This window comes from Streptomyces sp. NPDC127092 (assembly GCF_042722475.1).
In the GTDB taxonomy this organism is placed as follows: Bacteria; Actinomycetota; Actinomycetes; order Streptomycetales; family Streptomycetaceae; genus Streptomyces.
The window spans coordinates 136,805-161,804 of record NZ_JBHXFE010000004.1 but is presented as its reverse complement, the minus strand read 5'-3'; the positions used below and the strand labels follow the sequence as shown (position 1 = coordinate 161,804).

The window sequence follows — 25,000 nt, the reverse complement described above, 5'->3', positions numbered from 1 at the left end:
GGAGGGGCCGGTGGTGCTACTGCCCCGGCTCCCCCGGCGCCGTGCCGCCCGAGAACCACTGCTCGCCCGACGCGTCCGCGGCCTCGTGGGCGGCGTCCTGGGCGGGCGTCGCCTCGACCGGCATCTCCTGGGGCGGGACGGCCTGCGGGGGCACGCCCGCCGGCGCGGCGAGCCGGGCCTTGAGGGCCGTGTTCTCGGCCTCCAGGTTCGCTATGCGCTTGCGGGCGAAGTAGAGCTCGACGACCGCGTCCTGGAACTCGGCGATCAATTCGTCCGGGGTGAGCTGCACCATCTGTGCGGTTTTCCTCTCCTATGCGGGGGCGATACGGGTGGGGGTTCCGGCGCCGCCGCGCCACCACAGTTCGCCGTTCACGGCGTACAGGGTGCCACCCCCGGCCGCGGACACCGTCTCGGTGGGTGGGGTGGCGGTGTTGCCGATCTCGACGGTGCCGTCGACGAGGAGGCCGGGCTTGGCGGTGCGCTGCACGATGTGGACCTGGCCGCGCGGGGTGGCGCCGCGGTCGATGCCGATGCCGATGAGGCCGGTGCCCTTCACCGTGAGGTCTTCCAGGCCCGCGTTGTTGCGCAGGACGAGCAGGGCGCCGGAGGTCGGGCCCTGCGTCGCGGTGAGGTAGATGCCCTGGGAGGCGGTGCCCTTGGTCTGGAGGTCGATGGAGAGCGCGGAGGCGCCGGTGTCGGAGCCGTCGGCCTGGCCGACGTGGGCGATCTTGAGGGTGCCGCGGCTGGTGCGTTCCTTGCCCCTCAGGTACATCGCGGAGCTCTCGGTGTTGTCCGAGATGACGTTGAGGGCGGAGCCGCCGCCGGTGGCGGCCTCCAGGTAGACGGTCGCCGCGTGGTCGACGGTGTTCGTCGACTTCACGTACAGGCCCTCGCCGGTCGTCGACGCGTAGAACCTGGGCGCCGTCACCTGCCCCTGGGCGACCACGGGGCCGGTGAACGTCGTCGTCTCCCCCGCCGCCTCGGCCGCCTCTGCCGCCTCGGCCGCGGGCGAGGTCGCCCCGACGGCCACGGTCACGGCCCCGGCGGTGAAGCCGCCCATGAACAGTCTCCTGCTGACGCCCATGCGTCGCCCCTCCCCTGTCGACGGAACGATCGGCTGATCGTTTCCCGGGGCGTCATTCAAGCAGGGGGCAGCACCGACGGGGAGTTGGCCCCCGGGACGAGCATCCGCGGGCTGCCGGTGCCGTCCGCGGCGACGGTCCAGACGTCGTTGGTGCCGTCGCCGCGCTGGAGGGCGTACGCGACGGTGCGGTCGTCCAGCCAGGCCGCCTGGTCGTCGACGTTCCGGGTCTCGGACAGTTCCGTGCGGCGGAGGGTGGCCAGGTCCAGGACGGCGAGCCGCCAGCCCTTGGCTGGGTCGGCGCCCACGGCCTGCTTGAACGCGATCCGCCTGCCGTCGGGCGACAGCGAGGGGCACTCGACGTTGTCCGCGAGCGTCCGCAGGGTCCCGGCGGCGAAGTCGCCCTCCACCAGGGAGCGGACGCCGGCGCTGGACACGGTCGCGTAGAAGCGGTTGTCGTCGGCGGCGAAGGTGACGCCCCAGACGTTGATGTCCGCGGCCCGGTAGCGGCGGCCCTGCTTGTAGACGGCGAACTCCTCCAGGGAGGTGACGAGTCGGCCGGTGCGCGTGTCGAGGATGCCGGTGCGGGTGGAGAAGCCGCCGCCGGCGTACGAGTCGCCGCCCACGAACAGGGTCCAGGCGATCATGCGGCCGTCGGCCGAGACCCGGGTCCGGTTGGGCAGGCCGGTGAGCGGGACGGTGCGCCGGGTGCGCTGCTTCTCGTCGAGGACGAGGAGGCGGGGGCCGCTGAGCGCGCCGGTGGGCGTCAGGCAGGCGGTGGTGCCGCCCGCCGTGTAGGCGCGGTCGCAGCGCTGCTCGGTGACCGTGCGCGGGCCGGTGGGATCGGCCAGGGACAGGGTGGAGAGCAGGCCGTTGCTGAGCACGCGCAGGCGCGGCCCCGCCGCGGGCTTCCGGCCGGCTCCGTCGGCGGGGCCCGCCGGGTCGGTGGCGACCGTCGGCGCTCCGGTCTCGCCGGAGGCGGCGCGGGCCCGTACGACGGCGGTCGTCGCCAGGGCGGCGAGCAGGACGGCGGCGATCACGGTGACGAGGATCTTGGTGCGCTGGGAGGTGTCGTGCGAACCGTTCACGAGGACGTACCGGTTCCTTCCTTGTCGAGGCCGAGCAGGAGCACCGTCGTCACGGCCGCCGCCACCGCGACGCCGGCCGCGACCAGGACCGCCGTCCCGGAGCCCCAGATCTGCCAGACGACGCCGAACAGCGCGGAGGAGCCGAGGTAGGCGAGCGCCTGGCCGCTCTGGACGAGGGCGATGCCGGTGGTGCGGAGCCGTTCCGGCAGGACGGGGCCCGCGAGGGCCAGGAGGACGCCTTCGGTCGCGGCGTAGAAGAAGCCGTACAGGCCGAGGACGGCGACCAGCAGGCCCGTCCCGCGCAGCGGGCCGTCGAGGAGCAGGTAGACGAGGACCAGGGCCGCGTAGCCGCCGAGCATGACGGGCATGCGGCCGATCCGGTCGGCCAGCGCGCCCAGCGGCGCCGCCAGGAGCAGGTAGGCGAGGCTGGTGCCGACGGCGAGCAGCGGGAACCAGCCGACGGACAGGTCCTCGCGCCGCTGGAGCAGCAGGTAGACGAAGCCGTCGCCGATGGTGGCGAAGCCCAGGAGGCAGGCGGCGCCCACGAGCCGGCGTACGGGCGCGGTCCGCAGCAGGCCGCCGACGGCCTTGGCGGAGACGCTGCCGGCGGGTGGCCGTGGGCCCCGGTGGTCGCGGACGAAGAGGAGGAGGATCACGACGCCGAGCGCCGCGACGGAGAAGCTGGTGACGAAGACGGCGTCGAAGGACTGCCCGGCGAGCGCGAGCACGGCGAGCGCGGCCAGCGGGCCCGCGAAGGCGCCGACGCTGTCCATGGCGCGGTGCACGCCGAAGGCGCGGCCGAGGGCGTGCGCGGGCGCCGACAGGGTGATCAGGGCGTCGCGGGGCGCGGTGCGCAGGCCCTTGCCGGCCCGGTCGGCGGCGAGGACCAGGGCGATGGGGGTGGCGGAGCCGCCGGCCGCGGGCAGGGCGAGCTTGCAGAGCGCCGAGAGGCCGTAGCCGACGGCGGCGACCGCCTTGCGCCGGCTGATCCGGTCGGCGACGTATCCGCCGACGATCCGGAGCAGGGCCGTGGCGCCGGTGTGGAGGCCGTCGAGGAGGCCGTACGCGGCCGGGGACAGGCTCAGGCCGACGACGAGGTAGAGCGGGAGGACGGCGGTGACCATCTCCGCGGAGACGTCGGTGACGAGGCTGACGGTGCCGAGCGCGAGGACGTTGCCGCCCACCGCCTTCCACCGGCCCCGGCGGCCCGGCCCGGCGGGGCCGGCCGAGGAGGCCTGCCTGCCGATGGTGGAGAGATACACGGGGAACGACCTCCGGACGGGGGCGCCGGGACGCCGCCCCGGCCGCGCGGAGAGGCGGCGGGACGGCGTCCTGGCGGAAAGGGGATGGCGACGGCTCAGTGGCAGGTGCCGGTGCCGCTGTCGTTGTACGTCTTGCCCGACTGCGGGACGAACTGCCAGTCGTAGCTGCCCGCGTGGAGGGTGAGCTTCAGGACGCCGAAGGTGTCGTTGTTGCGGGCCTCGCTGTTCGGCTGGATGGTGCCGAAGCCGTAGAGGCTCGCGCCGCCCATGCCGGCGACGAACTGGCGCAGGCCGCGGGCGGTGTCGAGCTGTCCGCTTGGGTTCTGCGGGGCGAAGCGCTCGTACTGGTGGTTGTGGCCGGTGAGGATGACCTCGGCGTTGTTGTCGTACAGGGCCTGCACCAGCGGCCCGGTGGAGCTGTCGGGGCCGTGGGCGGAGCTGGACGTCCAGCGCGGGCGGTGCCAGTAGGCGAGGGTGCAGGACTTGGCGCTCGCGGCGAGGTCGGCGCGCAGCCACTGCTCCTGGGCCGAGCCGGCGGCCATGCTGATCTCGGAGTTGAGCGCGACGACGTGCCACTCGCCGAGGTCGTACGAGTAGTAGCCCTTGCCGGCGGTGCCGGCGTTGGCGCCGAAGTAGCTGTAGTACGCCGAGGCGCCCGAGGTGACGTAGTCGTGGTTGCCGGGGGCCGGCTTGGTGCGGGCCTTGTGGCGGCCCCAGGTCGGCTCGTAGTAGGTGCTGAAGTCGGAGGCGCTGCCGTTCGGGTAGGCGTTGTCGCCGATGGTGAACACGGTGCCGGGGATGCCGTCGAGCAGGCTGGCGGTGGCGCTGTCGCCGGAGCCGGAGGTGGCGATGTCGCCGGCGCCGACGAGGACCGGGTCGCCGGTCGGCGGCGGCGTGGTGGTGGTCGGGGTGGGCGTCGGCGTGGGCTCGCCGCCGGTCTCGAGGACGAGCTGCGGCCCGGTGGCGCCGGTCTCGCGGGAGTCGTAGTCGGCGCCGTTGCTGCTGGTGGACGTGACGCCGATGCCGAAGGTGCCGTTGCCCTTGACGTACGAGGTGACGTCGACCTCGTACCAGGCGTTGCGGGCGACCGAGCCGAGCGAGCCGAGGACGGCCCCGTCGATGGCCGGCTTGTTGTTGTACGTGACGGACGTCTCGGACCAGCTGGTGTTGGACATGGCCCGGAAGGTGCCGCCGTTGGTGCTCTCCGCGCCGGACACGTCGTCGGTGTGGAGGCGCAGCGTCGCCCGGGTCACGGGCTGGGTGACGCCGGAGACGTCGAACTTCAGCAGCATCTGCTTGACGGGGCTGTTGTCGACGCCGAGCTGCTGCGAGGCGCCGTAGTTCGTCGAGGCCAGGCTGCTGTCGACGTGGGTGTCGGCGGTGGCCGTGAAGGTGGTGCTCGCGGCCGCGGCCGTGGGTGCGATGTCGGTCAGTGCCGTGGCGACCACGGCGGCCGAGGTGAGCACACCGAGCAGGGCCACCGTGGTGGTGGCCTTCCGAGTGGGCATGAGATCCCCTTCTCATGAGGGACGAGGGCGCCACGCAAGGTAAGGGTGCCGGGGTGCGGTCGCGTGTTGCCCCGACGTGGTTTCGGTTGCGCGCCGGTGAACGTCTGGCCATGAGCACATCAAGACGTTTCCGGCCACCGCATCCTGACGACCCGTCATGCCGCCCGGAAGGCGAAAACGCGCCAGCCCCCCGGCGGAATACCGCCGGGGGGCTGGCAGAGGGCAACGGGTGCCGGTCAGCGCGGGCGCATCAGCGCAGGTCGAACCGGTCCAGGTCCATGACCTTGGCCCAGGCCGAGACGAAGTCCGACACGAACTTCTCCTTCGCGTCGTCCGAGGCGTACACCTCGGCGACGGCGCGCAGCTCGGAGTTCGAGCCGAAGACCAGGTCGGCACGGGTGCCGGTCCACTTGACCGCGCCGGTGGCCAGGTCGCGGCCCTCGAACGTGGTCTGGTCCTCGGAGGTGGACTTCCAGGCGGTGCCGAGGTCGAGCAGGTTGACGAAGAAGTCGTTCGTCAGCTTGCCCGGGGTCTCGGTGAACACGCCCAGCGAGGTCTGCGGCTGGGTCACGCCCAGGGCGCGCAGACCGCCGACGAGGACCGTGGTCTCGGGCGCGGAGAGGGTGAGCAGGTTCGCCTTGTCGATCAGCAGGTACTCGGCGGGGAGGCGGTGGCCCTTGCCCAGGTAGTTGCGGAAGCCGTCGGCGGTGGGCTCCAGGGCGGCGAAGGACTCGACGTCCGTCTGCTCGGCGGAGGCATCCACACGGCCGGCCGAGAACGGCACCTCGACGTCGAAGCCGGCGTCCTTGGCCGCCTTCTCGACGGCCGCGCTGCCCGCGAGGACGACGAGGTCGGCGAGGGAGACCTGCTTGCCGTCGGCGCGGCCCGCGTTGAAGGACTCCTGCACGCCCTCCAGGACGCGCAGCACCTGGGCGAGCTCGTCCGGGTTGTTGACCTCCCAGTTGCGCTGCGGCTCCAGGCGGATGCGGCCGCCGTTGGCGCCACCGCGCTTGTCGCTGCCGCGGAAGGAGGAGGCGGCGGCCCAGGCGGCGGAGACCAGCTGGGTGACGGTGAGGTCCGAGCCGAGGATCTGCTCCTTGAGGGAGGCGATGTCCGCGGCGTCCACCAGCTCGTACGTGCGGGCCGGCAGCGGGTCCTGCCAGATGAGCTCCTCGGAGGGGACCTCGGGGCCCAGGTAGCGCACGACCGGACCGAGGTCACGGTGCGTCAGCTTGAACCAGGCGCGGGCGAAGGCGTCCGCGAACTGGTCGGGGTTCTCGTAGAAGCGGCGCGAGATCTGCTCGTAGACCGGGTCGAAGCGCAGCGACAGGTCGGTGGTGAGCATCGTCGGGCGGTGCTTCTTCGACGCGTCGTGGGCGTCGGGGATGATCTCCTCGGAGTCCTTGGCGACCCACTGGTGGGCGCCGGCCGGGCTCTTGGTGAGCTCGTAGTCGTACTCGAAGAGGTGCTTGAAGAAGTCGTGGCTCCACGCCGCAGGCGTGGTGGTCCAGGTGACCTCGAGGCCGGAGGTGATCGCGTCGGCGCCCTTGCCGGTGCCGTACGAGTTCTTCCAGCCGAGGCCCTGCTGCTCCAGCGGGGCGGCCTCGGGGTCGGCGCCGACGTTGTCCGCCGGGCCGGCGCCGTGCGCCTTGCCGAAGGTGTGGCCACCGGCGATGAGGGCGACGGTCTCCTCGTCGTTCATCGCCATGCGGCGGAAGGTCTCGCGGATGTCGCGGGCCGCGGCGATCGGGTCCGGGTTGCCGTTGGGGCCCTCCGGGTTGACGTAGATGAGACCCATCTGCACGGCGCCGAGCGGGCTCTCCAGCTCGCGGTCGCCGGTGTAGCGCTCGTCGCCGAGCCAGGTGGTCTCGGGGCCCCAGTAGACGTCCTCGTCGGGCTCCCACACGTCGGCGCGGCCGCCGGCGAAGCCGAAGGTCTTGAAGCCCATGGTCTCCAGGGCGACGTTGCCGGTGAGGATCATGAGGTCGGCCCAGGAGATGTTCTGGCCGTACTTCTTCTTGACCGGCCACAGCAGACGGCGGGCCTTGTCGAGGTTGCCGTTGTCCGGCCAGCTGTTCAGCGGGGCGAAGCGCTGCTGGCCGGCGCCGGCGCCGCCGCGGCCGTCGCTGATGCGGTACGTGCCGGCGCTGTGCCAGGCCATGCGGATCATCAGCGGGCCGTAGTTGCCGAAGTCGGCGGGCCACCAGTCCTGCGAGGTGGTGAGCACCTCGGCGATGTCGCGCTTCACGGCCGCCAGGTCGAGGGCCTTGAAGGCCTCGGCGTAGTCGAACTCCTCGCCGAGCGGGTTCGCCACGGCGGGGTTCTTGGCGAGGATCTTCAGGTTGAGGCGCTCCGGCCACCACTGGCGGTTGCCGCCGCCCTGCGTCGGGTGCGCGGCGCGGCCGTGCGCGACCGGGCAGCCGCCCTTGCCTTCCGCCGCCGCCTCGTCCTCGGTGACCAGGGGATCGTGCTTCTGCTCAGACATCGGTCTTTCCTTCCGCGCCCTCTTGGCTACTACTGGAGTCGATCCTATGGTGGACTCAGTCCAAGTCAATACGACAGCCGGACTCGTACGGATTGACCGCACGGAGTACTCGCAGGCTTACTCGCACAGCAAGGCTGGTGACCATGAGCGATCTGCTGGAACGGCTGCGCCGACGCGGCTGGCGGATGACCGCGCAGCGGCGGGTGGTCGCCGAGGTGCTCGACGGCGAGCACATCCACCTCACCGCGGACGAGGTGCTGGCCCGGGCCACCGCGCGGCTGCCGGAGATCTCGCGGGCGACGGTCTACAACACGCTGGGCGAGCTGGTCTCGCTCGGCGAGGTGATCGAGGTCTCCAGCGTGGGCCGCGCCAAGCGCTACGACCCGAACGCCCACCGGGACCACCAGCACCTGGTCTGCGCGGGCTGCGGCACGGTCCGCGACGTCCACCCGGAGGGCGACCCGCTGGCGGGTCTGCCGGAGGAGGAACGCTTCGGCTTCACGGTGACGGAGGTGGAGGTCACGTACCGGGGGCTGTGTCCGGTGTGCGGCGCGGCGGAGGCGGTGGCCGGAAACGACTGAGCCGGCCGGCGCGGCGGAGACCGTGGCCGGAAACGACCGAGCCGACCGGTGCGCCAGGCGCCGGTCGGCTCGGGTGGTGGAGCGGGAGGCTCAGCTCTCGTCCGGCTCCAGCCGCAGCGAGATCGAGTTGATGCAGTACCGCTGGTCGGTCGGGGTCGGGTAGCCCTCTCCCTCGAAGACATGTCCGAGGTGGGAACCGCAGCGTGCGCAGCGGACCTCGGTGCGGATCATGCCGTGGGAGGTGTCGGCGACCAGCTCGACGGCGGAGCTGTCCTTCGGGTCGTAGAAGGACGGCCAGCCGCAGTGCGACTCGAACTTCTCGCGGGACGTGAAGAGCTCGGCGCCGCACGCCCGGCAGGAGTAGACGCCCTTGGTCTTCGTGTCCGTGTACTCACCGCGGAAGGCGGGCTCGGTGCCGGCCAGCCGGAGCACCTGGTACTCCAACGGGGTCAGCTCGGCCTGCCATTCCTCGTCGGTCTTCTCGACCTCGTACGCCATCGCTCGCTCCTCAGCTCGACAGGCGGGCCAGGATCTCCGGACCCAGGTCCGTGACGTCGCCCGCGCCCATGGTGAGAACGAGATCGCCGGGCTTCGCCATTCCCGCGATCACGTCCGCCACCTCGGCCTTGTCGTGGACGGCGGTGACGTCGGCGCCGGCCGCACGGGCGGCCTCGATGATCAGCTCGCTGGTGACGCCCGGGATCGGGTCCTCGCGGGCCGGGTAGATGTCCAGGACCACGGAGCCGTCGGCGAGCGTCAGGGCCTCGCCCATCTCGCGGCCCAGCTCCTGGGTGCGGGAGAACAGGTGCGGCTGGAAGACGACCAGGAGGCGGGAGGCCCCGGCGGCGCCGCGCATGGCCTCCAGGTCGGCCGTCATCTCGGTCGGGTGGTGCGCGTACGAGTCGATGACCTGCACGCCCGCGGCCTCGCCCTTGAGCTGGAGGCGGCGGCCGACGCCGGTGTACGCGGTGAGGGCCTGGGCCAGCTCGGCCGGGTCGACGCCCGCGCGGGCACCGGCGGCGAGCGCGGCGGCGGCGTTGTGGGCGTAGTGGCGGCCGGGCACGGAGACGGTGAAGACGTGCTCGACGCCGTCCATCACCACGGCGACCTCGCTGGTCATGCCCTTCGGCGTGATCCGGCGGATCCACACGTCGGCGGCCTCGTCCTCGCCGACGGTCAGCACGCGCAGGTCCTTGTTCCCGGAGACCCGGCCGGCCAGCTCGCGGGCGCCCGCGTGCTCGCCGACGACGAGGGTGCCGCCGGGGCGGATCTTCGCGGCGAAGGCCTCGAAGGACTCGTAGATCTCGTCCATGGAGGCGTAGTTGGCGTGGTGGTCCAGCTCGACGTTGAGGACGATCGCCACGGCCGGGTCGTACTTCTGGAAGCTGCGGTCGCTCTCGTCGGCCTCGGCGACGAAGATCGTGCCCTCGCCGTGCCGGGCGTTGGTGCCGGGGCCCGCGAGGTCGCCGCCGATGGCGTACGAGGGGTCGAGGCCGAGCTCGCCGAGCGCGACGGCCAGCATCGAGGTGGTCGTGGTCTTGCCGTGGGTGCCGGCGACCGCGATGGCGCTCAGGCCGTCCATGAGCGAGGCGAGCGCGTCGGAGCGGTGCACGACCGGGATGCCCAGCTCGGCGGCGCGGGCCAGCTCGGGGTTGTCGGCGCGGATGGCGCTGGAGACGACGACGGCGGACGCGTCGTCGGCGAGGTGCTCGGCGGCGTGGCCGATGTGGACGGTGACGCCGAGGGCGCGCAGGGACTCGGCGGTCGCCGACTCCCTGGCGTCGCTGCCGGCGACCTTGGCGCCGCGCTGGGCGAGGATCTTCGCGATGCCCGACATTCCGGCACCGCCGATGCCGATGAAGTGCGGCCGTTCCATGGCGGCAGGGATGGCGGGTGCCATGCGGTTCTCTCCCCTGGTACGTGACGGTGGTGAGGCTCCAGCCTAGTGGTTCGGTCCGGCCGGACCGGGCACGGCGCCCGGCCCGGCCGGCCCGCGGCGGGTCACGCGCGGGCCATCCTTGTCGTCACTCCCGTGAGCCGGTCACTCGCTGTGAGCGAAGAGCTTCAGGACGGGCACGCCGACCTTGTGGCGGGCCCGGGAGGCCCAGTCCCGGTGGAAGAACTCCTCCACGTAGTGCGGCGCGGTCAGCACGATCACCTCGTCGGCATCGGACTCCTCGACCACGGTCTTCATCTTGTCCAGCGGATGGTCCTCGACCACGTGTCCGACGGCCTCGCAGCCGGCGTTTCTCAGTGCCTGCAAGGAGACGTCCAAGGCCTGTTCGGCGAGCGGCCTGGCCGCCTTGCCCTCGGGCTCGTCACCCTCGTGGGCCGCTTCCTTCAGCTCACCCATGGCGACGTCGTCGATGGCACGCAGCAGTACGTCCGCCTGGTCACCACGCGGCTGCATCAACACGATGAACGCGACCCGCTCGTCACCGTGCAGGGTGGTGACGAAGTCCACGTCGACGGACGTGAGGGGCTTCTCGATCATCAGAACGCTTGTGAACACCTCAGGAGCCCTTCTGCGGAAACCATCCTTCCCCGTGGCCCCACGGGGACTGCGAGAGTAAGTGTGCCCAGCGGACGCTAAGCGGAACGACAAATTCCGCCGATTGTCAGATCCGACGGTAGCGGGTGAAGAGGAAGCCGTCCTGCTCCAGCACCGACGCCACGGCGAAGCGCTTCGGAACCTCCACCGAGGGCCCTCCGGCGATCCGCTGCGCGGTGCCCGCCGTCATGGTCGGAGACAGCGTCAGACACAGCTCGTCGAGCACGCCCGCGGCCACGAACTGGCCGAGGAGACGGGGCCCGCCCTCGGTCAGCAGGCGCCGCATCCCCCGCTCGGCGAGCGCCGCCACCGCGCGCTCCGGCTCCACGCCCGGCCCGTCGCCCGCGATCACCACCTCCGCGCCCGCCCGCTCGGCCTCCGCCCGGCGCTCCGGGGAGGACGCGGCGCCGGTGAGGACCAGGGTCGGCACCGGCGCCTCGGTGAAAAGCGGAAGCGAGAAGTCCAGGTCCAGCGAGGCGGTCACGACCGCCATGGCCGGAGCCGGGGTCTGCCCCGCCGCCGCCCGGCGGGCCGCGAAGACCTCCCGCGCCCGGCCCGGGCTGTAGTCCTCCGTCCGTACCGTCTCGGCGCCGACGACGACCACGTCCGCGAGCGCCCGCAGGGTCCCGAAGATCCGCATGTCGGTCTCCGAGGACAGCGGCTGGGAGTGGCCGCCGTGCTGGCCGGCCCCGTCGAGCGAGGAGACCATGTTGGCCCGCAGCCAGGGCCCGGACTCCGCCTCGGGCGGGTAGGCGTAGGCGTCGGCCAGCTCGTCGAGGGACCACTTCCGGTCCGAGGTGTCCGTGATCGTGTCCGTGGTCGTGTCCAGGGCCGCGTCCATGTCCGCGCCCGCCGCGCCGCGGGCACGGTGGAGGGCTGTCATGTCCGTCACAGGGAACAGGCGTCGCATCCCGGCAGTCTGACACGGCGCTTACAGTGGATAACTGTGTCGACCCGTGCCATGACCGAAGCGGCTTCCACCGGAGCCGCCCCGCTCTCGCTCTGCTCCCGAGAGCCCCACGTCCCCGCCGACCGTCTGGTGGCGGAGATGGTGCCGCCCCCGCGGTTCGACTCCGTGCGCTTCGACACGTACATACCGGACCCGAACCAGCCCAGCCAGATCGACGCCGTCAAGGTGCTCGGCGGCTTCGCCGAGACCCTGGGCGGCGCCCACGCCACCGGCGCGGGCAAGCGCCGCTGGTTCTCCAAGGCCCCGAAGAAGACGGTGCCGGCGGGCCCGCGCGGCGTCTACCTCGACGGCGGCTACGGCGTCGGCAAGACCCACCTCCTCGCCTCCCTCTGGCACGCCACCCCGGCCGAGCCCGCGCTCAAGGCCTTCGGCACCTTCGTGGAGCTGACGAACCTGGTGGGCGCCCTCGGCTTCCAGCAGACCGTGCAGACCCTCAGCGGACACCGGCTCCTCTGCATCGACGAGTTCGAGCTGGACGACCCGGGCGACACCGTCCTGGTGTCCTCGCTGCTCAGTCGCCTGGTCGAGAACGGCGTGGCGCTCGCCGCGACCTCCAACACGCTGCCCGGCAAGCTCGGCGAGGGCCGCTTCGCCGCCGCCGACTTCCTGCGCGAGATCCAGGGCCTGTCGGCGCACTTCCGGCCGCTGCGCATCGACGGCGAGGACTACCGCCACCGCGGCCTGCCGGAGGCCCCGGCCCCGTACGACGACGAGACCGTCGCCAAGACGGCGTACGCCACGCCCGGCGCCTCCCTCGACGACTTCCCGCACCTGCTCGAACACCTGGCCAGGGTTCACCCGAGCCGGTACGGCGCGCTGACCGACGACCTGACCGCGGTCTGCCTGACCGATGTCCGGCCGGTCCCCGACCAGTCGACGGCGCTGCGGCTCGTCGTGCTCGCCGACCGCCTCTACGACCGCGAGATACCCGTGCTCGCCTCCGGCCTGCCCTTCGACAAGCTGTTCAGCGACGAGATGCTGAACGGCGGGTACAAGAAGAAGTACTTCCGGGCGATCTCCCGGCTCACCGCCCTGGCGCGGGACGCGAAGGGACTCGTGGAGCAGTAGCTTGGGGGCCATACCCGATCGAAAGGGATGCACCATGGCCGCTACGCGTACCGCCCACAACGTCTGGCAGGGCGACCTGCTCAAGGGATCCGGCGTCGTGTCGCTCGACTCCTCCGGCATCGGCTCGTACCCGGTCTCCTGGCCGGCCCGCACCGAGGAGCCGAACGGCGTGACCAGCCCGGAGGAGCTGATCGCCGCCGCGCACTCGTCCTGCTACAACATGGCGTTCTCGAACATCCTCGCCAAGAACGACACCCCGCCCACCCGTCTGGAGACCAAGGCCGAGGTCACCTTCGTGCCCGGCCAGGGCATCACGGGCAGCCACCTCACCGTGCGCGGCGAGGTGCCCGGGGTGGACGCCGAGCAGTTCCAGGCGCTCGCCGAGGACGCCAAGAAGAACTGCCCGGTGAGCCAGGCGCTGACGGGCACGACGATCACGCTGACGGCCGAGCTGGTTTCCTGAGCCGCTTCCCCGTCCCGGGATCCTCCCGCTCCACCGGCTCCACCGGCTCCACCAGCTCCACCGGCTCCACCAGCTCCTCCCGCTCCTCCTGAGGCAACGTGTGACCCGCATGGTTCACGTGTCACCGCCGTGCGTGGTACACACATGCGGGTCACACGTCACACCACACATGCAGTCCTGGAACATCCAGCCCTGACCCATGCAGTCCTGGAAGGTCCAGTCCTGACACATGCCGTCCTGTCCGCCAGCAGGAAGTGGGTTGCCTCATGTCCGCAACACGACGTCAGATCCTCGCCGCCACCGCCGGCATCGCCTTCACCGGCGCGATCTCCGAACTCTTCACGGGAAGCGCCGCCGCCTCCGCCGCGCTCGGCCGGCACGCCGGGTACGGACCGCTGGTCCCCGACCCACACGGCCTGCTCGACCTCCCGGCCGGCTTCCGCTACAAGGTCCTGTCCCGGCAGGGCGAACCGCTGCGCTCCGGCGAGGGCCTGGTCCCGAGCAACCACGACGGCATGGGCGCCTTCGCCGGCCGCGGCGGCCGGGTGCACCTCGTGCGGAACCACGAGAACCGCGTCACCGGGAAGATCGGCGTGCCGGTCGTCGACGGGCTGACCTACGATCCGGCGGCCAAGGGCGGCTGCACCGCCCTCACGCTCGACCGCCGCGACAACGTCCTCGACGAGCGCGTCGCCATCGCGGGCACGGCCGTCAACTGCGCGGGCGGGCCAACCCCGTGGCGCACCTGGCTGACCTGCGAGGAGACCGAGGACAAGGCCGGCACCAACGGCTACACCAAGGACCACGGCTTCGTCTTCGAGGTCGACGGCGCCGACCCGCGCCGCACCGGGGCCGTCCCGCTCACCGCGATGGGCCGCTTCCAGCACGAGGCCGTCGCGGTCGACCCGTACAGCGGGATCGTGTACGAGACGGAGGACGCCTTCCAGCATCCCTTCGGCCTCTTCTACCGCTTCCTGCCCGAGAAGCCGCTCGGCGGCACCGGTTCGCTGCGCGCGGGCGGTGCCCTGGAGGCGATGCGGGTGCCGGGCGTGCCCGACCTGTCGGTGGTGCAGGAGGCGGGCACGCGCTTCGAGGGCGTCGAGTGGGTGCCCGTACCCGACCCGTCGGCGGCCGGGACCCCGATCAGACTCCAGGACTTCGGCCCGAAGGGCATCACGCACGCGCAGAAGCTGGAGGGCTGTTACTGGGGCGGCTGTTCCGTCTACTTCGTGTCCTCGTTCGCCCGCGTGAAGGACGGCTCGGGCGCCACGCACTTCGGCCAGGTGTGGAAGTACGAGCCGGACCGGGGCTGCCTCACGCTCGTCGTCGTCTTCGGCCCGGACACCGACATCCAGCTCCCGGGCGAGTCCCCGGACAACATCTGTCTGGCGCCGTCCGGCGGCCTGATGGTCTGCGAGGACGGCAACGGCGCCCAGCACGTCTTCGGCGTGAGCCGGAAGGGCGAGGTGTACGCGGTCGCGCGCGGGGCGCAGAACATCGGCACGCCGGAGGAACCGGAGTGGGGCGAGTTCGCGGGCGTCACCTTCTCGCCGGACGGCGCGACGATGTACGTGAACTGCTACACGCCGGGCACGACGTTCGCGGTGCGGGGCCCGTGGCGCTGATCCGCGCTCAGCCCAGCTCGTCACGGACGCCGGTGAGCCGTTCGGACAGCTCCCACAGGCGGCGGCCGGTCTCCGGACCGGTCGCCGCCGGCGCGTACCGGACCGGTTGAGGCGCCGCCTTCGACGCCGCTCGACCGGGCGTTCGCGGTGGTGCGACCGGCGCCGGACGCGCAGGATCGGTAGCAGGAGCAGCGGCGGGAGGCGGGCGGATGCCGAAGAAGAAGCGTGCGGGCGCGGCGGGGCGGCAGTCGCTGCGCGAGCTGCTGCGGCTCCCCGTCGGCGAGCCCGTCGACCTCTCGGCGTACGACGCCGCCGGCACGCCCGGCGGCCCCGCCGACAAGAAGGCCGGGCTCAGCGCCGTCGCCGGCCTGGCCCCGCGCCTGGCGGACCTCCAGGAACGGCTGTACGCGGCGAGCACGGCGGGCGACCGGCGCCGGCTGCTCCTCGTCCTCCAGGGCATGGACACCAGCGGCAAGGGCGGCACGGTCAAGCACGTCATCAGTCACTTCAACCCGTCGGGCTGCCGCATCCGCGCCTTCAAGGCGCCGACGGAGGAGGAGTCCGCCCACCCCTTCCTGTGGCGCGTCGCCCGGGCGCTCCCCGAGCCGGGCGAGATCGGCATCTTCGACCGCTCCCACTACGAGGACGTCCTGATCGCCCGGGTGCGCGAGCTGGCCCCGCGCACCGAGATCGAGAACCGCTACGGCGAGATCGCCGGCTTCGAGAAGTCCCTCGCGGACGGCGGCGTCACCGTCGTGAAGGTCTTCCTCCACATCTCGTACGAGGAACAGCGCACCCGCCTCCTGCAACGCCTCGACAACCCGGAGAAGCACTGGAAGTTCAACCAGGGCGACATCGAGGAGCGGGCCCTGTGGCCCGCGTACCAGGAGGCGTACGAGATCGCCCTGCAACGGTGCGCGACGGACCGGACGCCGTGGTACCTGGTCCCGGCGGACCGGAAGTGGTACCGGAACTGGGCGATCAGCAGGCTGCTGCTGGAGCACCTGGAGGAGCTGGATCCGGCGTACCCGAAGGGGACCTTCGACGTGGCGGAGTGCAGGGCGAGGCTACTGGCGTCGTGAGGCGCGCCGGTCGGTGAGCGTGCTTCCGGCGGGACCGGCCGTGCACGCTCAGGCCATGGTGCGTCAGCTCACCGCGTGGACTCGGGCGCTGCTGCTGTCGAGCCGCGAACGATAGGCCTATCTGATCGGATATTTTCCGTGGGTGACCATTCCTGCACGAAAGCTGTCGGCGCTCGCTCTGCTGGGCGCCGTCCTGGTCGGCTGCGGCGGGGGCGCGGCCGACTCACCGGCGCCCGCCTCGCCCGCCTCGCCGGCCTCCGCGAAGCCCGCCTCGCCGGCACAGCCCTCCTCGGCCGGGCCCGGTGCCAAGGCCGCCCCGCCCGCCCCCGGGCACCAGGCCGCGCCTGCCCAGCCCGCCCGCAAGGCCCCGCCGACGCTCGCCCCGGCCGCCGGCGGGCTCACGGCCGTCTACAGCCACCGGGCGAAGAGCGCCGAGAAGGTCGTCGCGCTCACCTTCGACGCCGACATGACCGCGGACCAGGGCCCGCGCGCGGCCCGCGGCGAGCACTTCGACAACCCGCAGCTCATCGCGACGCTGCGCCGGCTGAAGGTGGACGCGACCGTCTTCATGACGGGACGGTGGGCGGAGGAGTACCCGGACCAGGCCCGGTCCATCGGCAACGACCCGCTCTTCGAGATCGCCAACCACTCCTACAGCCACTACGCCTTCGCCGAGCCCTGCTACGGGCTGCCGACCGTCGCCCGGCCCGACATGGCGGCCGACGTCCAGCGGGCCTTCGACGCCTTCCGCGACGCCGGCGCCACCAACGTCGTGCCGTACTTCCGCTTCCCCGGCGGCTGCTACGACGACGCCGCCCGCCGCGCCCTCGCCCCGGCCGGCGTCACCGCCGTCCAGTGGGACGTGGTCAGCGGCGACGCCTTCGCGAAGGACGCGGACGCGGTCGCCGACCAGGTCCTCGACGGCGTCAGGCCAGGCTCCCTCGTCGTCATGCACTGCACCCGCAGCGCCGCCCCGGTGACCGAGCAGGCGATCCGCCGCATCGTCCCGGGGCTCCGGGCGAAGGGCTACCGCTTCGTGAAGGTCTCGGAGCTGATGTCCTGACCCCATCTACCAGGAGGACGGGTTCAGTCGCGCCAGGCCGTGGCCCTGCACGCCAGGGCCACGGCCGCCGTCGTGAGGGCCGCGGCGCCCGCCAGGGCGGGCCACGGGTACGGGACCGCGCCCGAGCCCGCGGCGGTGACCAGGGACGAGACGGCCGAGGCGGCCGGGGAGCCCGTCGTCACCAGGCCGAGGAGCGAGGCGAGGAGCAGGGTCGTCAGGGACCGGCCGCGGGCCCGGATCAGCGGGCGGGTGGTCAGGGCGCCGATCGCCGTGCCCGTCAGGACGCACACGGCCGCGCCCAGCACGCCCGCCACGGCGGCCGCGAGCGGCGCGACCCGGCGGTGGTCGCCCATCGCCGTGACCGCCAGGACGGCGATGACAGCGACGAGGAACGTGGCGCCGACGGCGGTGAGGACCGCCGCCAGATGGGCCCGGGCGCGGCCGGCCGCCGCCGCGGTCACGGCGCGGGCGGCCGGCGGCTCCTGGTTCAGACAGATGCGGACCGCCCAGGCGGTCACCGGGACCAGGCCCGCCACCGCGTAACCGAGGGCGCCCAGTACCGGTTCGCCCGCCTGGACGCCGATGCCGACGAAGACGGCGTAGAGGAGGAAGGGCGCGAGCCAGCGCTGGGAGCGCAGCAGCAGCGCGGCCTGGTAGCGGAGCAGCGCGGTCATCTCCGTACGCCTCCCGTGACGCGGGCGGTGCTGCCGGTGCCGTCGGCAAGGTCGGTGCTCTCGGTCGCCCGCAGGTCCTCTACGTGCCAGCCAGCGTCGAGCAGCGACCGCAGCACCGCGTCGGAGCGGGCGGCGTCGGCGGTGACGGTCAGACGGCCGTCGCCGCCCAGGTGTCCGACCGTGAGGTCACCGATCCCCGGTGGCGGCTCGGCGCCCCCGGACGCGGTGATGCGGACCCGGGGGCGCGGAGGTCCCGCCGCCGGGTCCGCCGTCGGTTCCGCTCGCCGTACGCGGCCCGCCGCGACGGCGTACTCCGCGTCCGCCTCGTCCGCGAGCCGTCGTGGGTCGTGGTCGACGAAGACGACCCGGCCGCCCGCCGCGACGCGCTCGCGCACCGCGCGGTCGAGTTCGGCGCGGGCTCCGGTGTCGAGGCCGGTCCAGGCCTCGTCGAGGACGAGCAGCCCCGGCGCGGCGAGCAGCGCCTGCGCGACGGCCACCTTCTGGCTCGTGCCCTTGGAGAGTTCGGCGAGCGGCGTGTCCCGGTACGCGGCCGCGCCGAAGCGCTCCAGCCACTCCCCCGCCCGCGCCCGGGCTTCCCGTCCGCCCAGGCCCTGGATCCGGCCGAGGTGGACGAGGTAGCCGGCCGCGGTGAGCGGCAGCGCGGCGGGAAAGCGCTCGGGGACGTACGCGGTACGGGCCGGGCGGCCGCTGATCCGGCCCGCGCTGGGCGCGTCGACGCCCGCGACGAGGCGCAGCAGGGTCGACTTGCCGGTGCCGTTGCCGCCGGTGAACCGGGCCAGGGTGCCCGCGGGCAGGGTGAGCCCCACCTCGCGCAGCACCCACGGCCCGCGCGGGCCGTAACGCCGCCCGACGCCTTCGAGGATCATGCCGGGTTCCGGTCCGGTGCCCCGGTCAGTTGGAGACCTTCTGCGGGACGGCCTCGCTCGGGCGGACGATGACGAAGCCCTGGCCGTCCAGGCGCAGCTGGACCGCCTCGCCGGAACCGCCGCGCATCATCGAGCCGAAGGACTGCGAGCGGTGCAGCGAGGTCTGGAGCTGTGCGCTCCAGCCGACGACGGCGTCGGTGTCGACGCACACCGGGGCCTGCGGGCTGACCGGTATGACGATCGGGTTGCCCTCGCACATCAGGGCGAGCTTGCCGTAACCGGTGAAGACGCTGTTGAACAGGCCGCCGCCGGTCATGCCGGCGCCCTTCACCGTCTTGATCTCGTACTGCAGGGTCGGGTCGAAGCAGAGCACGTTGCGGCCGTTGACGGTCAGCGCGTCGCCCTGCTCGATCTCCACGATGAAGCAGTTCTGCGCCTCGTGCGCGAACCACGCCTCGCCCTGGCCACGCACGGCCATCAGGGCCAGGCCCTCGCCGGTCACCGCACGCTTGAGCAGGCCGCCGAGGCCCTGGCTCTTGTGCTCGAACTGCAGGTTCCCCCGGAAGGCGATCATCGAGCCCTGTCGGGCGTGCATCTCCCCGTTCACGGTGTACTTGACCGACTTGGCGTTCTGGAGGGTCATCCCCGGTACCGGCGCCGCCTCGGCGAGGTGTTCCTTGTTGAAAAGATCGCTCTTCATGAGGGGCATCCTGTCCCGGAAGGTCCCGTTCCGACAAGGAACGCGTCTCCGGTGCGATGGCAGACTTGCCGGGTGAGCAGCAACGACCCCCGTGACGAGAAGCCGCAGTACGTCCTCCCGCTCGTGGTCCGCATCGAGCGGGCCGCGCCCCCGGCCCGTACCGACGCCCTGGAGACCGCCGCCCGTGCGGTCCTGGAGATCCTGGCCGACGAGCGGTCCCTCGGCGAGGGCGAGTGGGCACGGGCCATGACGGACTGGCAGGACGCCCGGATCCGCAAGGTGGTGCGGCGGGCGCGGGGCGCGGAGTGGCGCAAGGCCTCGGCGCTCCCCGGCATCACGGTGACGAGTCCCCAGGACACGGAGGTACGGGTCTTCCCGCCGGTCCCGCTGGACGGCTGGCCCAAGGACCTCGTCAAGCTCCAGGTGTCGGGCACCGATCTGGACGACCCGGTCGGACCGGGGCCGGTCCCGGAGGGTGCGGCCGTGCTGTGGCTCAACCCGGAACTCGACATGTCGGCGGGCAAGACGATGGCGCAGACCGGGCACGGCGCCCAGCTGCTGTGGTGGGAGCTGTCGGAGGCCGACCGCAAGACCTGGCGCGCGGCCGGCTTCCCGCTGGCGGTCCGCACGGCGGACCCGGAGCGCTGGGCGCGGCTCACGACGAGCGGGCTTCCGGTCGTACGGGACGCGGGCTTCACGGAGATCGCGCCGGGCTCGTGCACGGTGGTCTCGGAGTTCCCGGCCTTCGGGTTCCTCGCGCGCTGAAACCTCAAATCAAGCTCTGAACGTCTCCCCGGCCGGATTCGAACGGCCGCTTCGGGGCCATCACGTGAGGGACCGAAGGAGGGGGACATGGGGGACATGAAGGAACTCGGGGTCGGCATCGGCTGGCGACCGGAGATCGCGGACGCGGTCGAGGCGCTGCCGGGAGTCGACTGGGTCGAGGTCGTCGCGGAGAACGTCTGCGCCGACCACCTGCCCGACTCCCTGGCACGGCTGCGGGCGCGCGGGGTGACCGTCGTGCCGCACGGGGTCTCGCTGGGGCTCGGCGGTGCCGACCGGCCCGACGCCGGGCGGCTCGCCGCGCTCGCGGCGAAGGCGGAGGCGCTCGGCGCGCCGCTGGTGACGGAGCACATCGCGTTCGTACGGGCCGGCGGGCCGCTCACCGCGACGCCCCTGCTCGAGGCCGGGCACCTGCTGCCCGTGCCCCGCACCTGGGACGCCCTCGACGTGCTCTGCGAGAACGTGCGGATCGCGCAGGACGCGCTGCCGGTGCCGCTGGCCCTGGAGAACATCGCCGCCCTGGTCTCCTGGCCGGGCGAGGAACTGACGGAGGGCCAGTTCCTGGCGGAGCTGGTGGAGCGCACGGGGGTGCGGCTCCTCATCGACGTCGCCAACCTCCACACCAACCGGGTCAACCGGGGCGAGGACCCGGCGGAGGCGCTGTCCGCGCTGCCCGTCGAGGCCCTCGCGTACGTGCACGTGGCGGGCGGCCTGGAGCGCGACGGGGTCTGGCACGACACCCACGCCCACCCGGTGCCGCGTCCGGTCCTGGACATCCTGGCGGATCTCGCGTCCCGGATCTCGCCGCCGGGCGTGCTCCTGGAGCGGGACGACCGCTTCCCGGCTCCGGAGGAGCTGGCCGCCGAACTCGACGCGATCCGTACGACCCTGGCCACCGCCACGCCCGCCGCCGGACGCGCCGTCGCCGCGCCGGCCACCGCGGCCACCGCCGCCACTTCCGCGCCCGGCGAGCCCGGCGTCGCCACCGTGGAGGCGCCCGCGCGGCCCCGGCCGCTGCTCATCGGCGCGGGCGCCCGGGTCTCGGGCGGCGTGATGCCGGTACGGTCGCCCGAGCGGGTCCCTGCGCAGGCCTCCGCGCCCGCACCGACGCCCGCACGGGCACCCGCACCCGCAGCGCGCCCCTCCCTCGACGCCGCCCGTCAGCGGGTCGGCGTCGCCGAAGTGGCGCTGCTCTCCGCCCTGGTCGCCGGGACGCCCGCGCCCGAGGGCTTCGACGTGCGGCGGCTCGGCGTGCAGCGGCGCGCCCTCGCGGCCAAGCGGGCCGACGTGGTGGCGAAGGTGGCGCCCGAGCTGCCGGAGATCCTGGGCGAGGGCTACCGGCCCGCGTTCCTCTCGTACGCCAGGAACCGGCCCATGACGGACGGCTACCGGCACGACGCCCTCGACTTCGCCGAGGAACTGCTGATCGCCGGGCGGCCCGAGGACCCGGCGGCGCGCAGGCGGCTCACCGCCTGGTGGCGGGAGCGGGCGGGCGTCCGGCCGCCGGGCCCGGCGGCCCGGCTCGGGCACCGGATCCGTACGGCCCTGGGAAGGGGATGAGGCAGCCATGACCGGTTTCGTGCTCTTCTACTACCTGATCGGCGTGCCGGCCGCGGCCGTGCTCTTCGTCAAGCTGAGCCGGCTGGGGCGCGGTCCCGGCGGCCGGATCCACGACCGTTACGAGGCCGCGTTCCTGAACGGCGGCCCTGCCCGGGTCGTCGACACCGCGATCGCCTCGCTGCAGGCCGACGGCCGCCTGGCCGTCGGCGGCCCCGGCATCGTGCGGGTGCTGCGGCCGACCGCGCACGACCCGGTCGAACGGGCCGTGCTCCAGGAGCTGGCCGGCGCCGCGAGCGGGGCGCTCGGCCCGCTGCGGTTCGCCGTGATGCGGCACCCCGCCGTGCAGGAGACCGGCGACGCCCTCGCGGCACGCGGGCTGCTCATGGAGCCCGGGCCGCGCCGCTCGGCGCGGACGTGGAGCTCGTTCCTCGGGACGCTCGGCGTGATGGCCACGCTGTTCGCCCTGATGTTCACGCTGCCGGACCTCATCGACCCGGGCCGGAACCTGCCGTTCGTCGTGCTGGTGCTGCCGGTGCTCGCCGCCTGGCTGACCGGCGCGATCCTGTGCGGGGCCAGGGCGCGGCGGCGGATCACCCCCGCCGGGTACGCCGCGGTGGCGGCGTTCGGGCGGGCCCAGGCCCACGTGGACCCGGGGCTGCTCGTCGCCCTGCAGGGCCTTCGCTCGCTGCCGGACCCGGTGCTGCGCGAGCAGCTGGCCACGGCGGCGCGGACCTACCGGCCGGCCCGGCCGGTCACCCGCTCCGCCGCCCCCTCGTCGTCCTCGTCCTCCTCGCAGGACGCGGCCCTGCTGCCCGTCATGTGGTGCGCGGCGGCGGCCGGCGGTGAGGGCGGCGGAGGCGGCTGCGGGGGCGGCAGCTCGTGTTCCGGGAGCAGCTCGTGCTCCGGAGGCGGGTCGTCGTGCTCCTCGTCGTCGGGCTCCTGTTCCTCGTCGTCGAGTTCCTGCTCCTCCTCGTCCAGCTCCTGCTCCTCCTCCAGCAGCAGTTCCTGCTCGTCCAGCAGCAGTTCCTGAGGCCGTCGTTCCGGTGGCGGGCGGGTCCGCCCTCCCGTACAACCGGATCATGGTGTGGGTTCCCTTGCTCCTGGTCTCGCTCGTGGTCACCGGAGTCGCCTGTGCGCGGGTGTGCCGGGACGCGGTCCTGGTCGACGCGCGGGAGCCGGCCGAGGGCGGGGAGGAGCTGACCGTCGTCGAGGCCGCGTATCTCGCGGGCGGGCCGCTGCGGGTGGCCGACCTGGCACTGGTGAGCCTCCACCAGGCCCGGCTGGTGCTGCTCGCGCACACCGGCTGGGCGACGGTCGTGGACGGGACCGGCGGCCGGGACGAGCTGGAGCGGGCGGTGCTCCGGGCGATCGGGCCCGGCGGCCAGTCCCCGATCCCGGAGGTACGGCCGCTGGTCGCGGGCACCGCGTGCGTACGGGAGCTCGCGGACGGGCTGGTGGCGCGCGGGCTCGCGCTGCCGGAGCCCGAGCGGCGCACCACGGCGGCGGGCGGCCGCGCGCTGTCCGGCGCGTTCCTGCTGACCCTGGGCCTGGCCGCGGCCGCGGTGCTGCTCGTGCCGGAGGGCGTGCGCCTACCGGTGGCGGCCTGGTTCGCGATGCCGCTGCTGGCGGGCGGGCTGTGTCTGCTGGTCGCGCGGGCCGGCGGAACCGGCTGCTGGGCCTCGCCCGCCGGGCGGCGGCTGCTCGCCGGACTCTCGCCGGCCGACCCCATGACGGCGCTCGCGCGGCGGGGCACAGAGGTCCTGGAGCCCGCGCTTCGTGCCGCCTTTCGGGGACATGACAGCCGACACCCGTCGTAGTTCCTTTACTTGGCCGCGTCGGCCGCCAACCATCCCCTTTGTCGCCCCGTGCCGCCCCCGCCCGCCCGGGCCCGCCAAGAGAAGGGGACGCGCAGATGAAGTCCGTCGCCCTGCTGCTGTCCGCCCTCGTCACCCCCACCGCCCTCCTCGGCCCCGCCACCGCTCCCGCGGCCGTGGCTCCCCCGGCCGATGCGCCGCCCGCCGAGAGCCGCGGCGTCGCCGCCGCGGCGAGGACGGCCGCCGCCGAGGGCATCCGGTTCGGGCCGTGCCCGGCGGTCGAGCGGCTGCCCGCTCCGGTGGAGTGCGGCACCGTACGCGTCCCGCTCGACTACGCGCACCCCGACGGCACGCGCATCCCGCTCACCGTGAGCCGGGTGCGGGCCTCGGGCCCGGCGGCCGACCGGCAGGGCGCGCTGGTGCACAACCCCGGCGGCCCCGGCGCCTCCTCCACCTGGTTCCCGCTCGCCGCCGAGCTGCCCGCCTGGCGGCGCATCGCCGCCGCGTACGACCTCGTCGGCTACGCGCCGCGCGGGGTGGGCCGCTCGGCGCCGGTCTCCTGCCAGGACCCGGCCGACCGCGCCAAGGGCCCGACGCTCGCGCCGACGGTGCCCTCCGAGGTCTTCAAGCAGGAGCGGGTCGCCCGCGCCAGGACGTACGCGCAGGGCTGTGCCCGCCGCACCGGTCCGGCCCTGCGGCACTACCACTCGCTGAACAACGCGCGCGACCTGGAGGTGCTGCGGGCCGCGCTCGGCGAGCGGCGCCTGACGTACATGGGCGCCTCCTACGGCACGTACTTCGGCGCGCTGTACGCGACGCTGTTCCCGCACCGGGTGCGCCGGATGGTGTTCGACGCGCCCGTGAACCCGGCGCCGCGGCAGATCTGGTACGTCAACAACCTCGACCAGTCGCTCGCCTTCGAGCGCCGCTGGGCGGACTTCCGCACCTGGGCGGCGAAGCACGACAAGGTGTACGGCCTGGGCGCGACGTCCGGCGAGGTGGGCGAGAACTACGAGAAGGTGCGGGCCGAGCTGGCCGCGACACCGGCGGGCGGGAGGGTCGGCCCCGGGCAGCTGCACGCGGCGATGCTCCAGGCGCTGTACGACGACCGGTTCTGGCCCGCGCGGGCGGGCGCCCTCGGGGCGTATCTGAAGGGCGATCCGAAGCCGCTGGTCGCCCAGGCCGCGCCGGTCACGCCCGCGTCCGGTCCGGCCCGCGACCAGCAGTCCGAGGGCACCGACCCGGGCAACGCGCAGGCCGTCTACACGGCGGTGGAGTGCAACGACGCGCCCTGGCCCGAGGACTTCGCGCTGTGGGACCGGGACAACACCCGGCTCGCGAAGCTCGCCCCGTTCGAGACCTGGGACAACGTGTGGGCGAACCTGCCCTGCGCGTACTGGAAGGCGCCCCGGCAGAAGCCGCTGGACGTGCGGACCGGGCCGGGAGTGCTGCCGCCGGTGCTGGTCCTGGCGGCCGAGCGGGACGCGGCGGCGCCGTACGAAGGAGCCCGGGAGCTGCAGCGCAGGCTGTCGGGCGCGGCGCTCGTGACCGAGCGGGACGCCGGGACGCACGGCATCGGGGGCGGGGCGAACGCCTGCGTGAACGGCTACCTGGAGCGCTATCTGCTCACGGGTGCCGTGCCGCCCGCAGGGAAGGCGGGCGAGGAGGAAGGGACGCCGGTGCGGGGGGGGGCGGGTGGGCCGCCCCCCGAGACGGAGCCAGTGTTGCTTGGGGGGTCGGAGGGGATTCTCCCCT

The 25,000-nt window shown here is 73.4% G+C and carries 24 protein-coding genes; 11 read left to right on the top strand and 13 right to left on the bottom strand.

Features of this window, described 5'->3' with window-relative positions; all coding sequences use genetic code 11:
* Nucleotides 1–16: 16 nt before the first annotated feature.
* From ACFWJO_RS05070 to katG, 6 genes are all read right to left on the bottom strand, one after another.
* Nucleotides 17–292, bottom strand: a complete 276-nt coding sequence (locus ACFWJO_RS05070) for a hypothetical protein (protein WP_386863435.1) — start codon at nucleotides 290–292, stop codon at nucleotides 17–19.
* Nucleotides 293–310: 18 nt separating this feature from the next.
* Nucleotides 311–1,084, bottom strand: a complete 774-nt coding sequence (locus tag ACFWJO_RS05065) for a hyaluronoglucosaminidase (RefSeq protein ID WP_386863434.1) — start codon at nucleotides 1,082–1,084, stop codon at nucleotides 311–313.
* A gap of 56 nt (nucleotides 1,085–1,140) precedes the next feature.
* Entirely contained in the window at nucleotides 1,141–2,169 is a 1,029-nt protein-coding gene (locus ACFWJO_RS05060) for a TolB family protein (protein WP_386863433.1), read from the bottom strand.
* The gene (locus ACFWJO_RS05055; protein ID WP_386863432.1) at nucleotides 2,166–3,431 is read right to left on the bottom strand and encodes an MFS transporter; all 1,266 of its coding nucleotides are present in this window, start codon (nucleotides 3,429–3,431) and stop codon (nucleotides 2,166–2,168) included. Before ACFWJO_RS05055 ends, ACFWJO_RS05060 begins: the two co-directional genes overlap by 4 nt.
* A gap of 95 nt (nucleotides 3,432–3,526) precedes the next feature.
* Nucleotides 3,527–4,939: a DNRLRE domain-containing protein gene (locus ACFWJO_RS05050; RefSeq protein WP_386863431.1), complete on the bottom strand. Its 1,413-nt coding sequence runs from the start codon at nucleotides 4,937–4,939 to the stop codon at nucleotides 3,527–3,529.
* Between the two features lie 250 nt (nucleotides 4,940–5,189).
* The gene (gene katG, locus ACFWJO_RS05045; protein WP_386863430.1) at nucleotides 5,190–7,424 is read right to left on the bottom strand and encodes a catalase/peroxidase HPI; all 2,235 of its coding nucleotides are present in this window, start codon (nucleotides 7,422–7,424) and stop codon (nucleotides 5,190–5,192) included.
* A 143-nt stretch (nucleotides 7,425–7,567) separates the two neighbouring features.
* On the opposite strand from katG, the gene ACFWJO_RS05040 reads away from it, so the two are divergent.
* Nucleotides 7,568–8,005, top strand: coding sequence for a Fur family transcriptional regulator (locus ACFWJO_RS05040; protein ID WP_384420492.1), 438 nt, complete (start codon nucleotides 7,568–7,570; stop codon nucleotides 8,003–8,005).
* A 90-nt stretch (nucleotides 8,006–8,095) separates the two neighbouring features.
* Here ACFWJO_RS05040 and msrB read toward each other — a convergent pair whose 3' ends face one another.
* The 4 genes from msrB to ACFWJO_RS05020 all read right to left on the bottom strand — a co-directional run bounded on the left by msrB (nucleotide 8,096) and on the right by ACFWJO_RS05020 (nucleotide 11,397).
* Nucleotides 8,096–8,503: a peptide-methionine (R)-S-oxide reductase MsrB gene (gene msrB, locus ACFWJO_RS05035; RefSeq protein ID WP_386863429.1), complete on the bottom strand. Its 408-nt coding sequence runs from the start codon at nucleotides 8,501–8,503 to the stop codon at nucleotides 8,096–8,098.
* Nucleotides 8,504–8,513: 10 nt separating this feature from the next.
* On the bottom strand, nucleotides 8,514–9,905 hold the full coding sequence (gene murC / locus ACFWJO_RS05030) for a UDP-N-acetylmuramate--L-alanine ligase (RefSeq protein WP_386863428.1): 1,392 nt from the start codon (nucleotides 9,903–9,905) through the stop codon (nucleotides 8,514–8,516).
* 141 nt (nucleotides 9,906–10,046) lie between these two features.
* Entirely contained in the window at nucleotides 10,047–10,517 is a 471-nt protein-coding gene (locus ACFWJO_RS05025) for an indole-3-glycerol phosphate synthase (RefSeq protein WP_386863427.1), read from the bottom strand.
* Between the two features lie 106 nt (nucleotides 10,518–10,623).
* Nucleotides 10,624–11,397 carry a pyrimidine reductase family protein gene (locus ACFWJO_RS05020; protein WP_386863530.1) on the bottom strand — a complete coding sequence of 258 codons (774 nt, stop codon included), beginning with the start codon at nucleotides 11,395–11,397 and terminating at the stop codon, nucleotides 10,624–10,626.
* 120 nt (nucleotides 11,398–11,517) lie between these two features.
* On the opposite strand from ACFWJO_RS05020, the gene zapE reads away from it, so the two are divergent.
* The 5 genes from zapE (at nucleotide 11,518) to ACFWJO_RS04995 (ending at nucleotide 16,827) form a co-directional block, all read left to right on the top strand.
* Nucleotides 11,518–12,594: a cell division protein ZapE gene (gene zapE, locus ACFWJO_RS05015; RefSeq protein WP_386863426.1), complete on the top strand. Its 1,077-nt coding sequence runs from the start codon at nucleotides 11,518–11,520 to the stop codon at nucleotides 12,592–12,594.
* Between the two features lie 34 nt (nucleotides 12,595–12,628).
* The gene (locus ACFWJO_RS05010; RefSeq protein ID WP_386863425.1) at nucleotides 12,629–13,057 is read left to right on the top strand and encodes an OsmC family protein; all 429 of its coding nucleotides are present in this window, start codon (nucleotides 12,629–12,631) and stop codon (nucleotides 13,055–13,057) included.
* A 266-nt stretch (nucleotides 13,058–13,323) separates the two neighbouring features.
* The gene (locus ACFWJO_RS05005) at nucleotides 13,324–14,682 is read left to right on the top strand and encodes an alkaline phosphatase PhoX (protein ID WP_386863424.1); all 1,359 of its coding nucleotides are present in this window, start codon (nucleotides 13,324–13,326) and stop codon (nucleotides 14,680–14,682) included.
* Nucleotides 14,683–14,891: 209 nt separating this feature from the next.
* Nucleotides 14,892–15,764, top strand: coding sequence for a PPK2 family polyphosphate kinase (locus ACFWJO_RS05000; protein ID WP_386863423.1), 873 nt, complete (start codon nucleotides 14,892–14,894; stop codon nucleotides 15,762–15,764).
* Between the two features lie 142 nt (nucleotides 15,765–15,906).
* The gene (locus ACFWJO_RS04995) at nucleotides 15,907–16,827 is read left to right on the top strand and encodes a polysaccharide deacetylase family protein (RefSeq protein ID WP_386863422.1); all 921 of its coding nucleotides are present in this window, start codon (nucleotides 15,907–15,909) and stop codon (nucleotides 16,825–16,827) included.
* Between the two features lie 23 nt (nucleotides 16,828–16,850).
* Here ACFWJO_RS04995 and ACFWJO_RS04990 read toward each other — a convergent pair whose 3' ends face one another.
* From ACFWJO_RS04990 to ACFWJO_RS04980, 3 genes are read right to left on the bottom strand one after another with little or no spacing between them, the layout of a single operon-like run.
* Complete coding sequence (locus ACFWJO_RS04990; RefSeq protein WP_386863421.1) at nucleotides 16,851–17,501, bottom strand: ABC transporter; 651 nt, start codon at nucleotides 17,499–17,501, stop codon at nucleotides 16,851–16,853.
* Entirely contained in the window at nucleotides 17,498–18,388 is an 891-nt protein-coding gene (locus ACFWJO_RS04985) for an ATP-binding cassette domain-containing protein (protein ID WP_386863420.1), read from the bottom strand. The genes ACFWJO_RS04990 and ACFWJO_RS04985 overlap by 4 nt, the downstream gene beginning before the upstream one ends.
* 25 nt (nucleotides 18,389–18,413) lie before the next feature.
* Nucleotides 18,414–19,088: an AIM24 family protein gene (locus ACFWJO_RS04980; protein ID WP_386863419.1), complete on the bottom strand. Its 675-nt coding sequence runs from the start codon at nucleotides 19,086–19,088 to the stop codon at nucleotides 18,414–18,416.
* Between the two features lie 51 nt (nucleotides 19,089–19,139).
* Between ACFWJO_RS04980 and ACFWJO_RS04975 the strand changes: the two genes are divergently transcribed.
* The 5 genes from ACFWJO_RS04975 to ACFWJO_RS04955 form a co-directional block, all read left to right on the top strand.
* A complete protein-coding gene (locus ACFWJO_RS04975; protein ID WP_386863418.1) occupies nucleotides 19,140–19,853 on the top strand; it encodes a peptidyl-tRNA hydrolase in 714 nt (237 codons plus the stop codon).
* 87 nt (nucleotides 19,854–19,940) lie between these two features.
* Nucleotides 19,941–21,431 carry a DUF692 family multinuclear iron-containing protein gene (locus tag ACFWJO_RS04970; RefSeq protein WP_386863417.1) on the top strand — a complete coding sequence of 497 codons (1,491 nt, stop codon included), beginning with the start codon at nucleotides 19,941–19,943 and terminating at the stop codon, nucleotides 21,429–21,431.
* A 7-nt stretch (nucleotides 21,432–21,438) separates the two neighbouring features.
* Nucleotides 21,439–22,461, top strand: a complete 1,023-nt coding sequence (locus ACFWJO_RS04965) for a TIGR04222 domain-containing membrane protein (RefSeq protein ID WP_386863416.1) — start codon at nucleotides 21,439–21,441, stop codon at nucleotides 22,459–22,461.
* A 49-nt stretch (nucleotides 22,462–22,510) separates the two neighbouring features.
* Nucleotides 22,511–23,248, top strand: coding sequence for a TIGR04222 domain-containing membrane protein (locus tag ACFWJO_RS04960; RefSeq protein ID WP_386863415.1), 738 nt, complete (start codon nucleotides 22,511–22,513; stop codon nucleotides 23,246–23,248).
* A 95-nt stretch (nucleotides 23,249–23,343) separates the two neighbouring features.
* Nucleotides 23,344–25,000: alpha/beta hydrolase (locus tag ACFWJO_RS04955; protein WP_386863414.1), on the top strand; the 1,657-nt coding region annotated here is incomplete at its 3' end.

Coding starts and splice junctions, on each gene's coding strand:
- ACFWJO_RS04960 (WP_386863415.1), top strand. CDS start 22,511: ATGGTGTGGGTTCCCTTGCTCCTGGTCTCGCTCGTGGTCACCGGAGTC.
- ACFWJO_RS05050 (WP_386863431.1), bottom strand. CDS start 4,939: ATGCCCACTCGGAAGGCCACCACCACGGTGGCCCTGCTCGGTGTGCTC.
- katG (WP_386863430.1), bottom strand. CDS start 7,424: ATGTCTGAGCAGAAGCACGATCCCCTGGTCACCGAGGACGAGGCGGCG.
- ACFWJO_RS04985 (WP_386863420.1), bottom strand. CDS start 18,388: ATGATCCTCGAAGGCGTCGGGCGGCGTTACGGCCCGCGCGGGCCGTGG.
- ACFWJO_RS05070 (WP_386863435.1), bottom strand. CDS start 292: ATGGTGCAGCTCACCCCGGACGAATTGATCGCCGAGTTCCAGGACGCG.
- ACFWJO_RS04970 (WP_386863417.1), top strand. CDS start 19,941: ATGGGGGACATGAAGGAACTCGGGGTCGGCATCGGCTGGCGACCGGAG.
- ACFWJO_RS05000 (WP_386863423.1), top strand. CDS start 14,892: ATGCCGAAGAAGAAGCGTGCGGGCGCGGCGGGGCGGCAGTCGCTGCGC.
- ACFWJO_RS04990 (WP_386863421.1), bottom strand. CDS start 17,501: ATGACCGCGCTGCTCCGCTACCAGGCCGCGCTGCTGCTGCGCTCCCAG.
- ACFWJO_RS04980 (WP_386863419.1), bottom strand. CDS start 19,088: ATGAAGAGCGATCTTTTCAACAAGGAACACCTCGCCGAGGCGGCGCCG.
- ACFWJO_RS05020 (WP_386863530.1), bottom strand. CDS start 11,397: ATGGACGCGGCCCTGGACACGACCACGGACACGATCACGGACACCTCG.
- murC (WP_386863428.1), bottom strand. CDS start 9,905: ATGGCACCCGCCATCCCTGCCGCCATGGAACGGCCGCACTTCATCGGC.
- ACFWJO_RS05040 (WP_384420492.1), top strand. CDS start 7,568: ATGAGCGATCTGCTGGAACGGCTGCGCCGACGCGGCTGGCGGATGACC.
- ACFWJO_RS05065 (WP_386863434.1), bottom strand. CDS start 1,084: ATGGGCGTCAGCAGGAGACTGTTCATGGGCGGCTTCACCGCCGGGGCC.
- msrB (WP_386863429.1), bottom strand. CDS start 8,503: ATGGCGTACGAGGTCGAGAAGACCGACGAGGAATGGCAGGCCGAGCTG.
- ACFWJO_RS04965 (WP_386863416.1), top strand. CDS start 21,439: ATGACCGGTTTCGTGCTCTTCTACTACCTGATCGGCGTGCCGGCCGCG.
- zapE (WP_386863426.1), top strand. CDS start 11,518: ATGACCGAAGCGGCTTCCACCGGAGCCGCCCCGCTCTCGCTCTGCTCC.
- ACFWJO_RS05010 (WP_386863425.1), top strand. CDS start 12,629: ATGGCCGCTACGCGTACCGCCCACAACGTCTGGCAGGGCGACCTGCTC.
- ACFWJO_RS05005 (WP_386863424.1), top strand. CDS start 13,324: ATGTCCGCAACACGACGTCAGATCCTCGCCGCCACCGCCGGCATCGCC.